This is a genomic window from uncultured Campylobacter sp., from assembly GCF_938030145.1.
Taxonomy (GTDB): Bacteria; Campylobacterota; Campylobacteria; order Campylobacterales; family Campylobacteraceae; genus Campylobacter_B.
In genome coordinates this window covers 22,663-32,656 of record NZ_CALHGM010000048.1, presented here as the reverse complement: position 1 = coordinate 32,656, position 9,994 = coordinate 22,663, and the positions used below count along the sequence as shown (strand labels likewise).

At 50.9% G+C, this 9,994-nt stretch carries 12 protein-coding genes and 1 tRNA gene; 2 read left to right on the top strand and 11 right to left on the bottom strand.

The annotated features are described in order from the left end of the window. Positions 1 to 70 precede the first annotated feature (70 nt). Positions 71 to 457, top strand: coding sequence for a RidA family protein (locus Q0323_RS11240; protein WP_298054532.1), 387 nt, complete (start codon positions 71 to 73; stop codon positions 455 to 457). A gap of 8 nt (positions 458 to 465) precedes the next feature. Next, a complete protein-coding gene (locus Q0323_RS11235) occupies positions 466 to 1,551 on the top strand; it encodes a threonine synthase (protein WP_298054530.1) in 1,086 nt (361 codons plus the stop codon). A gap of 2 nt (positions 1,552 to 1,553) precedes the next feature. Here the strand turns inward: Q0323_RS11235 and Q0323_RS11230 are convergent, their stop codons facing one another. The 11 genes from Q0323_RS11230 to Q0323_RS11180 form a co-directional block, all read right to left on the bottom strand. Further along, complete coding sequence (locus Q0323_RS11230; protein WP_298054529.1) at positions 1,554 to 1,760, bottom strand: hypothetical protein; 207 nt, start codon at positions 1,758 to 1,760, stop codon at positions 1,554 to 1,556. Between the two features lie 207 nt (positions 1,761 to 1,967). Then, positions 1,968 to 2,516, bottom strand: coding sequence for a GrpB family protein (locus Q0323_RS11225; protein WP_298054528.1), 549 nt, complete (start codon positions 2,514 to 2,516; stop codon positions 1,968 to 1,970). A 35-nt stretch (positions 2,517 to 2,551) separates the two neighbouring features. Then, a tRNA-Ser gene (locus Q0323_RS11220) sits at positions 2,552 to 2,639 on the bottom strand. 292 nt (positions 2,640 to 2,931) lie between these two features. Beyond that, complete coding sequence (locus Q0323_RS11215; protein ID WP_298054534.1) at positions 2,932 to 3,342, bottom strand: GyrI-like domain-containing protein; 411 nt, start codon at positions 3,340 to 3,342, stop codon at positions 2,932 to 2,934. Between the two features lie 27 nt (positions 3,343 to 3,369). Further along, positions 3,370 to 5,298 (bottom strand): transketolase, encoded by a 1,929-nt coding sequence (gene tkt / locus Q0323_RS11210; RefSeq protein ID WP_298054527.1) that lies wholly within the window; start codon positions 5,296 to 5,298, stop codon positions 3,370 to 3,372. Positions 5,299 to 5,301: 3 nt separating this feature from the next. After that, positions 5,302 to 6,153 carry a polyprenyl synthetase family protein gene (locus Q0323_RS11205; RefSeq protein ID WP_298054525.1) on the bottom strand — a complete coding sequence of 284 codons (852 nt, stop codon included), beginning with the start codon at positions 6,151 to 6,153 and terminating at the stop codon, positions 5,302 to 5,304. Between the two features lie 593 nt (positions 6,154 to 6,746). Then, positions 6,747 to 7,076, bottom strand: coding sequence for a YbaB/EbfC family nucleoid-associated protein (locus tag Q0323_RS11200; RefSeq protein ID WP_005869878.1), 330 nt, complete (start codon positions 7,074 to 7,076; stop codon positions 6,747 to 6,749). Positions 7,077 to 7,078: 2 nt separating this feature from the next. Continuing rightward, a complete protein-coding gene (panD, locus tag Q0323_RS11195; protein WP_298054523.1) occupies positions 7,079 to 7,426 on the bottom strand; it encodes an aspartate 1-decarboxylase in 348 nt (115 codons plus the stop codon). Between the two features lie 16 nt (positions 7,427 to 7,442). Beyond that, a complete protein-coding gene (locus tag Q0323_RS11190; RefSeq protein ID WP_298054521.1) occupies positions 7,443 to 8,753 on the bottom strand; it encodes a UDP-N-acetylmuramoyl-L-alanyl-D-glutamate--2,6-diaminopimelate ligase in 1,311 nt (436 codons plus the stop codon). Then, positions 8,731 to 9,279: a histidine kinase gene (locus tag Q0323_RS11185; RefSeq protein WP_298054519.1), complete on the bottom strand. Its 549-nt coding sequence runs from the start codon at positions 9,277 to 9,279 to the stop codon at positions 8,731 to 8,733. Before Q0323_RS11185 ends, Q0323_RS11190 begins: the two co-directional genes overlap by 23 nt. Next, on the bottom strand, positions 9,269 to 9,535 hold the full coding sequence (locus Q0323_RS11180) for a NifU family protein (RefSeq protein WP_298022260.1): 267 nt from the start codon (positions 9,533 to 9,535) through the stop codon (positions 9,269 to 9,271). Before Q0323_RS11180 ends, Q0323_RS11185 begins: the two co-directional genes overlap by 11 nt. Positions 9,536 to 9,994: the final 459 nt, after the last annotated feature.

Sequence of the window (9,994 nt, the reverse complement as noted above, 5' to 3'; positions counted from 1 at the left end):
AAAAACCTAACATTTATCCAAAATTATTTAGAGTAAAATTATATAAAATTTTATATGCAAAGGAGCTTAAATGAAAGAAATTTATCCAAGCGGTTTCGCGCCGAAAAAGGCGCATTATGTGCCGGGCATCTTAGACGACGACGGCACGCTCTATGTCTCGGGGCAGCTAAGCGTGGATCCACGCACGGGAGCCGCTCCAGATGGTCTTGCTGCGCAGACCGCACAGGCCCTAAGCAACGTCGCGGCAGTGCTGGCCGCCGCGGGCGCGGATAAAGGCGACGTGCGGATGTGCCGCGTCTATACGCCGGGCGTCGAGAACTGGGACGTGATCGACGAGCAGTACGCGCTGTTTTTCGGCGCGCACAAGCCCGCTCGCGTCGTGGTACCGACTACGGCTCTACACTTCGGCTGTCTCGTAGAGATCGAGGCCGTCGCAAAAATAAAAGAGAAAAAATAGGAGCGAAAATGAGCAATTTCATCTGCACGGGCTGCGGCAAGCACGCGCCCATCGATACTTTGAGCTATAAATGCGACTGCGGTGGGCTGTATAAGCTAAACTCCGATGCACCTAAATTTAACCCCGCGCTCGTAGATCAAAGCGAGTTTAGCATCTTTAGATACCGCAGATTTATGGGCATCGACACGGCTAAATTTAGAGAAATTTCGATGGGTGAGGGGCTCACGGCGAGCGTAAAATTCGGCGAAAATCTCTATCTCAAGCTCGATTACGCGATGCCTACGCTTTCGTTTAAAGATCGCGGGGCGACGGTTTTGGTGCTGCACGCCAAAAATATCGGCGTGAAAAAGGTGCTGCAAGACTCCAGCGGCAACGCGGGCAATGCCGTGGCGGCGTACTGCGCTCGCGCAGGCATCGAGTGCGAAATTTACGTTCCGAAGGGCACATCGCCCAAAAAGATCGATATGATCAAAAGCCACGGCGCGCACGTCACGGTATTTGACGGCAGCCGCGACGAGACGGCGGATGCGTGCCGCAAAAAGGCCGCGCAGGAGCAGATCTATTACGCCAACCACGTTTATAATCCGATCTTTTACGAGGGCACGAAGAGCTACATTTATGAGATCTACGAGCAGCTGGGCAGGGTGCCGCGCAATATCTTTATCCCCGTGGGCAATGGCACGCTACTGCTGGGCGCTCAAGCGGCGCTGGGCGAGCTATATGAGGGTGGCTTTATCGAGGCGCTGCCGAAAATTTTCATCGTTCAGGGCGAGCGTTGCGCCCCGCTTTTTAATGCTAAAGGTGCGGCGCGCGAGATCAGGCCGCAGCCGACGCTAGCGGAGGGTATCGCTATCGCAAGACCGATGCGCGCGGACGAAATTCTTGGCTCTAGCTACGCGGGCGAGCGCGAGGTGATTTTAGCGAGCGAGAGCGACATACTGCCTGCTAGAGCGGCTCTTGCGCGCGGCGGATTTTACGTCGAGCATACGACCGCGGCCACCTACGCGGCGTATCTGCGCTACAAAGAAAGCCGCGATCTGCAAGGAGATAGCATCATCCCGCTTTGCGGCGCGGGGCTAAAGAGCGATCATTAAATTTAAACGCTCGTCGTGGAATTTATGCGGCTAGCTAGCGGCGAGGAATTTAAAATTTTCGCCGCTTTAAATTTAGCGGGTTTGTGAGTTTGTTTTTGGTAAAATTCTAAAAATTTAACGACGCGTAGGCTTTTAAATTTAAATTTGTACCGAAGCGCAGGAACGCCTTTTGTTTGCGGTGTGATACAGCGATAGGTGATACAGCGCATTTTATGGGCGACTTCGTTGCTGGCAGAATTTGGAAATTTTATCTACAGATAGCTGAATGAGCGCCATTTAAATTTGAAATTACGGTCAAAATTTTATAAAAATAAGCTCACAGGGCGCGGCGCTATCCGCCCGTATCATTTATAAAATTTAGCCATTTTTATCGCTCTTGGAAAGCGAACTTATACGCAGAGATCAAATTTGCGCGATTATTTTGAATTTTCTTTAGCGATGCGCGTAAATTTAAGCACAAATTCGCTTTTTGCCGCAGTATAGGCGTCGCGGTCAAACTCATAGCGCTTGCAAAGCTCTAATTTAAGCGCCTCGTACCGCTCGGCGATATCCGCATTCGCCCGCAAAAAATCTCTAAAAAATATCTCGTCCGCATCGCCGAAATTTCGTAGATGTACGTGAAAAACGCGCTCGGCAAATCCCGCTTCGGTGTAGCCCTTATTTAGGCTGCAGCGGCTCCCCTTTTCGCTCATTAGCAGATAGCCCGCCTCTATCAAGCGCTGTTTGGCGACGGCAATATCCGAGCATTCGATCAAAATATCTACGATCGGCTTCGCCCAGATCCCGCTTACCGCGGTGCTGCCGATATGGTGGATCTTGATCTCGCCATGATCTTGCAGCAGGCCGCGTAAAATTTCGCGCTCCTGCCTAAAGTATTCGCCCCAGCGCGGATCGTGCGGTACGAGACGTATCGGAAAGAGCCGCCACAGCTCTTGCAGGCTCATCGAAAGGAGTTTATTGCTCATCTTAACTCCCGAGTATTGGGTGAAATTTGAATGAATGGCGGGTAGATAGGGATTCGAACCCCAGAAGGCTGACGCCTTACGCGCTTTCGAGGCGCGCTCCTTCGACCGCTCGGACATCTACCCGAATGAAAGTGTAATTTAAGCCAAAAATGGCTTAATAACAGATTTAAAAATGAAATTTGGCGTGAAATTCGGCTGCTTTTACGGGCGGGGGTTCAAATTTAACGGCGCAAATTTAGATTTCGTTTTAAATCCACGGCTTAAGGTGCGGCCTGGCTTTCGGCGTAAAATTTATTTTCGTGCGCGTAGTTTTTTGGGCACGAAATTTTACCGCTTTATGGATGAAATTTTACGCAAAAGCTCATCGTCGCGGCGGAGAAAAATCACTCGCCGTTTATAAATTTCATGCGCCGCCCTACAAAACCGAGATAAAAATTTTGATCTCGTCTCCGCCGTAAAACTCAAAATCCGTTCCAAACGCTCTTTTTAGTTCGCCGGCCTCAAAAAAGTTCCAAATTTTGCTCCAAAACTTTGCTACGTTTTGCGGCTCATTCGGGAAGCTAAAAACCGCGTATTTGCCGCTTTTGATCTCCAAGGCTTCGTCGCTGCGGGGTGCTTTAGCGCCGATAAAGATATCGTAAAACCCGTCGGCGCCGTCTTCGTAATCGTAATAGACGCCGTAAATCTCGCTCCGCCCGTCATAGCACTCTTTCATAAATTTCGCCCACAGCGCGGGAATTTTGCCGCTCTCGCCTAGCTCGTCCGCGTTTTTCGTGCGGGCTTTTAACCCATAAATTTTAAATCCGTCTAAATACGAAATTTTGATTTTTTCGCTCAAATTTTACCCTTTTCGCTACTGCTCTAAAAGCTCCCTTGCTTCTTTTGCGATCGCGACGTCGGTGAAGCCGAAAAGCTTAAATAGCTCGCTCGCGTTGCCGCTCTCGCCGAAGCTTTGCATGCCGTGTACCGCGTCTGCAAATTTATACCACTCAAGCGCGCTTGCGGCTTCGACGGCTAAAATTTTAGTTTGCGCCTGCAGGATTTGCGCCAGATAATCAGCGTCCTGCTCGCACAGAAGCTCGAAGCACGGCGCGCTGACGACGTTTGCACCGATGCCTTGCTCTTGCAGGATCGCTGCCGCTTTTAGGCAGAGCGAGACTTCGCTGCCGCTTGCGATGAGCGTGATCTGCGCCTCTTTGCTCTGCCTTAGCAGATACGCGCCGTTTTGCACGTCGCCCAAAACTGCCTTAGGTAGCGGCTCAAGCCCTTGACGCGAGCAGACGAACGCCGCGGGCGCATTCAGAGTAAGCGCCGTGCGCCAGCATTTTACGTTTTCGTTGCCGTCCGCGGGGCGGAAGGTATAGAAGCCGGGCATCGCGCGGAAGGTGCTAAGCTGCTCGATAGGCTCGTGCGTCGGCCCGTCCTCGCCCACGCCGATGCTGTCGTGCGTGAAGACGAAATAGTGTCGCAAGCCCATCAGTGCCGCGAGCCGAGCGCCCGTTTTGAGATAGTCGCTAAAGATGAAAAACGTCGCGCTAAACGGGATGAAAAGCCCGTACCTCGCAAAAGCGTTGCCGATCGCCGCCATCGCGTGCTCGCGGATGCCGAAGTGTAAATTTTTGCCGCACGGAAAGTCGCCGCCGCCTTTTAGCTCGGTCTTATTAGACGCCGCCAAATCGGCACTTCCGCCCAAAAAGCCGGGCACCGCGTTTGCAATGGCGTTTAAAATTTTACCGTTGCTATCGCGCGTGGCGACCTTAAGCCCGCTAAAATCGGGAAATTCTATCTTGCTAAAATCGGGATTTAAAAGCTCGTTTAGAAGCGCTCTTTTTTCATCGCTTAGCTTCGCAAGCTTCTCCTTCCAAAGCCGCTCCTCCAAATCACCCCTCTCGATCGCAGCGCGCGTAGCAAAAAGCACGTCCTCGCTTACGACGAAGCTTTGAGCGGGATCAAAGCCCAGGCTTTGCTTAGCGCGCGCAAGCAGTTCCTCTCCAAGCGGCGCGCCGTGTGTCTTGGCCGTGCCCTCAAGCTCGAGCGCGTCCTTGCCGATCGTGGTATTTGCGATGATGAGGTAGGGTTTGGTTTTGTTTTTGACCTCGTCAAGGACGAATTCTATCTGATCGAAATTATGCCCATCGATGCGCGCGACCTCAAAGCCCTGCGCTTCAAATCGCACCTTCACGTCCTCAAACCACGCGATATCGGTGCTACCGTCGATCGTAATGCCATTAGAATCATAAATTATCGTTAGATTATCGAGGTTATGTCTGCCCGCAAGCGCGCACGCTTCGTAGCTAATGCCCTCCTGTAGATCGCCGTCGCCGCAGAAGCAATAGACGCGGTGATCGATGATCTCGTTTCCTTCCTCGTTGAGCAGATATGCGGCGTATTTCGCGGCCATCGCAAATCCGACTGCGTTTGCGACACCTTGACCAAGTGGTCCGGTAGCTATCTCGACGCCGGGGGTAGTGATCTCCGGGTGACCGGGTGTTTTGGAGTGCAGACGCCTGAAGCTTTTGAGATCGTCCATGCTCAAATCATATCCGCTAAGATAGAGGTAACTATACACGAGCGCGCTTGCGTGCCCGCCCGAAAATACGACGCGGTCGCGGTTTAGCCACGCGGGATTTTTGGGGTTGTGGCGGACCTTGTTCATAAAGACGCTCATTACGTCGCTTAGCCCCATCGGCGTACCGGGATGGCCCGAGTTGGCGCTTTGGATCATATCCGCGCTTAGAAATTTGATCGTGTTTGAAATTTTACTTAGTTGCTCGCTCGACATTTTTCATCCTTTCAGGTATTTTTCTATCAAATTTAAAACCAAATCGCGTAGACTTGCATCATAGCCGCTCATCGCGCCGCTTACCTCGTCTATTAGGCGCTGCTTGTAGCTTCTAGCACTCGCAAGACCTAGTAAATTTACGAAGGAATTTTTCGCGCCGTCCGCCCCTACGGGCTTACCTGCGCTTGCCTCGTCGCCCGTGGCGTCGATGATATCATCCTCGATCTGAAATATGAGACCTAGCTTCAGACCGATTTTATAAAGCTCATGCGCGAGCTCGTCCTTTAGCCTGCCGATTATGGCGCCTAGCTCAAACGCCGCTGCGATGAGCGCGCCCGTTTTGTGTAGATGCAAAAACTCAAGCTCGCTTTGTTTTAGCGGGCTGTTTTCAAAACGGCAATCGATAGCCTGGCCGAGCACCATGCCGCCGCTGCCTGCATTTCGCGCTAGAGTTTTAATGCATTTTATCTTGATCTCGTCGCTTAGGTTCGCGCTCGCGGCGATTAAAAACGCGTCGGTATTTAGCGCATCGCCCACCAAAATCGCCGTGACCTCGTCGTATTTTTTATGCAGGCTCGGCCGTCCGCGACGCAGATCCGCATCGTCCATCGCGGGCAGATCGTCGTGGATGAGCGAGTAGGTGTGGATCATCTCAAGCGCCATCGCGATCGCCAGCGCGCCCTCAAAGCGCCGCTCATCCACCGCCGAGACGACGCCTAGTAGCAGCTGTGCGCGAAAGTGCTTACCGCCCGCCTGCAGCATGTAATTGAGCGCCTCCTCAAAGTACGGATGAAAGCTCGGCGCCTTCAGTTCGTTGCGCTTCAAGTAATCTTTAAATTTTTCTAAAATATCCATCGATCCTACCTTGCGGTTTTGATTTGCTCTGCTTAGGCGCGCCCTTGACGAATGCAAATTCGCGCCCTTCGAATACCTTTTCGTCGTGCAGCTTAGACTTTGCTGTCGCGAGCCGTTTGTACGTCGCGTAGAAGTAATTATACCGCTTAAAATTTTAAATTTTAATTTCCCTAGCTTTACGCAGTGCGCGAGGCGAAGGATGCTCCGCTTTTTTGAGCCGCATCTTACGCTCGATTTGCTCGCAGATGTCGCGCAACGGCTCGCCCGCTTTGCATTTAAGCCGTGCGAGCTAAATTTTACTTTGCGCCGCAGCGTAGCAGCTCGCCGAAATTTTAGAATTTGCCCTCACGCCACCCGTTAAATTTGACCGATTTGCTAAGGTTGAAATTTAATAACCTAGCGTCAAATCAAGCGAGCCGTGCTTTATGCAAACCGTATCGCCACAAAAAAATCTAAATTAACGCCGCCTTATAAAATCGGGCTTCATTTAGTTTGCTACAGAAGCCGCTCGCTCCGTAAAATCCAAACCGCTCGCCAGGCGGGAAGTAGTCACCCTCTCTAAAAAGCCTACTTTCAACGATTTTGAAATAGGTTCAGCCCTTATTGCCAAGCAAATCGCCTAGGCCTCCGAGCCCTCCTAGCATGGACGCTGCGGCACCTTTCTTTTCGTTTTCGACGAGTTTTATCGCGTCGCCTATCGCCGAGATCAGCAGGATCTGCAAGCTCTCTTTGTCGCTAAAAAGGCTGTCGTCGATGCTCAGATCAAGCACCTCGCCCGCGCCGTTCAGTCTGATGGCGACCATGCCCGCGCCCGATTTTACGGTAAATTCCTTGCGCGCATTCTCTTCCTCGATCTGCTTAGCCTTGGCCTGCATCTGATCGAGCATCTGCCCCATTTTTGAAAAATCCATTCCCTCAAACATCTTTACTCCGTTATTTGGTTTTTTTCGTTTACTTGCACGATTTTAGGCTTGAAGCTTCTTGCTTTTTTTGCGCTCATTTGTGCGTAAGCCACGATGATGACGACGTCGCCGACGCAGACTTTGCGCGCAGCCGCGCCGTTTAGGCAGATCTCGCCTTTTTTTTCGCCGCGAATCACGTAGGTGGCGAAGCGCTCGCCGTTATTGACGTTTAGGATCTCGACTTTTTGGTACTCGCAAAGCCCCGCAGCTTCGATGAGCTCGGGTCCGATCGTGACCGAGCCCACGTAGTTGAGGTTGGCGTCCGTCACGCGCGCGCGGTGGATTTTGCTTGATAAAATTTCGATTTTCATCGGCTGTCCTTTAAATTTAGTCTAAATTTGACCCGCCTCGCGCTGCGACGAGCTCGCTTACGACCTGCTTGTCGCTGAAGGGGTGCTTCACGCCCTTGATTTCCTGGTAGGTCTCGTCGCCCTTGCCCAAAATAGCGATCATCTCGCCGTTTTTGGCAAGATCTAGTGCGCGCGCGATCGCCTCTTTGCGATCCGCGATCTTTAAAATTTTATCTTTTCGGCGCATCCCGGCGCAAATTTGCTCGATGATCTCATCCGGATTCTCGCTACGCGGATTATCGCTCGTGACGATGCAAATTTTGGCAAAGTGCTCGGCGATGGCGCCCATTTTCGGACGCTTGCCGTGGTCGCGATCGCCTCCCGCGCCAAAAACCGCGATGATCTCGCCGCTTGCGCGCAGTGCGTTTAGCACCTTTTCGATACCATCTGGGGTATGGGCGAAATCGACGATCACAAGCGGGTTTTTATTTACGATCTGCACGCGACCCTCGACGCCGCCGAAGTTTGCTAGGGCTTTTGCGATCTTTTCGTTCGGCAGCTTGGTCAGAATTTTAACTGCCGCAAACGCCGCGGTAAGGTTGTAGAGATTAAACTCGCCGATCAGATCGCTTTGCAGCTGCGCATTATCGCCGTTTGGGGTGCGTACGAGCGCGTCGATGCCGCCCTTTAGCCCGTATCCGCTCACGCCGAAGCTTGCGGCATTTTTGATGCCGTAGGTAAGGGCGTTTGCAGGGTTAAATTTAATGTGCCCGTCATCGGCGTTTATGAGCTTTGGCGCGTCGTCGGCGAAAAACGAGCTCTTGACTGCCGCGTATTCTTGCATGCTGCCGTGATAATCAAGATGATCTTGACTTAAATTCGTAAAAATTTTAAGCGCAAAATTTAGCCCTTCTATGCGATTTTGCGCGATCGCGTGGGAGCTAACCTCCATAACGAAATACTCGCAGCCCTGCTTGCCGGCTTCGTAAAGATAGCTTATCGTCTTTAAAACTGAGCTCGTCGTAAGCCCCTTCTCATCAATTCTACGCTCATTTATAAAGGCGCCGCGCGTGCCGCTTAGACCGCAGCTAAAGCCTAGATCCAGTAGCGTCGAGTAGATCGCCGCCGCGGTCGTCGTTTTGCCGTTCGTACCGGTGATGCCTACGATTTTGATGCGCGGATTAATATTTAAAAGTTCCTTTGCTTGCGCGATAGAGATGATCTGCGCGCCTTTTTGCGCCGCTTCGGATTCAAATTTGGCGTTTGCGTCCGTGCGCATAAAAAAGCAGCCCGCCTCGCACTTGGCGGAGTTGTCGGTGATAAAGCTATTTTCGAGTCGTATTTTCATGATTTTTGATTTTTTGCATCAGCGCTTCGAAGCGCTGGTCTCCTGCGTATGCCGCGGCCGAGCTCTCGACGTAGTTTAATCCCATCTCGTAGTAGCCGTTTTCTATCAAATTTTCTAAAAATTCTATCATCTCGCTTTTGTCCGAAATAGCGATTTTGGAGGAAAAAATGATCGATTCGAAGGCGTCTTTAAAGCCCTTTTGACCTACCGCTCGCATAAAATCGGCATAGGCGATAACGGCGATCTCGTCCTCGGCGCCGGGTTCGGAGGCTGCTTCGTTCGCGATCTTTTCGTTGATGGAGTTTAAAATTTTAAAAAGCTCCGCGGTTTGAGTTTTGGGGCTGAGGTTGTAAAAATCAAAGAGCATAAGCGCCTCTTCGCAGTCTGCCAGCGCAGTCTGGCAAAGCTCGAGCAAAAATAGAATTTCCTCCTCGCCGCTTTTTTCGTATGCGAGCGAAAAATACAGCTTCGCAAGTTCGAATTCTCCGCGCGAAAATGCCTTTAGCCCCAGTTTTTTATAGTTCAAACTCTTCGCCTTCGGGGATGTTTACGACGCTAAGCTCCGGATGGATATCCATGCGAAGCTGGCGCTCGACGCCGTATTTTAGGGTCTGTGCACTTGCGGCGCAGCCGTGGCAATGCCCGGTAAGGCGGACATAGACGACGCCGTTTTTTATACCTAAAAGCTTCATATCGCCGCCGTCGTTTTGCAGCATCGGTCGGATTAGCTCCAAGCTATCTTGTACCGGGGCTAGAAGCTCTTCATCGCTAAATGGTATCATTAAAATTCCTTATTTTGATTTTGGCGCATTATATCCAAAAGCGATAAAAAAAGGCTTATCGGGGATGAAATTTAATCTGAAATTTTGCGCTAGGAGCGTGGATTTTGCGTTATGGCTCGCAAAGAATTTTATACGCCGCGAACGGCGAGCCGCGATTTTAAAATTTTATCGATTCGCAATGGCGAAGTACGCGCAAATCATCTGGCTTGCGTATATTTAAATTTAGACTATTTGCGCCATAAATTTGGGATGAAATTTCAGCTAGACCGAGGGCTAAATTGGAGATGAAATTTCGTTTGAGCGGTATGTAAAATTTAAAGCGGAACTGCCTAAATTTAATTAGGACAAGCGCCGATACGATTAAATTTTATAAAAACAGACTCCGAGTTTAATCGTAAATTTCACGACTACGAAAGCCTGGGCGGCAAACATTATTTTGAAGCTCGTAGATAAAATTTA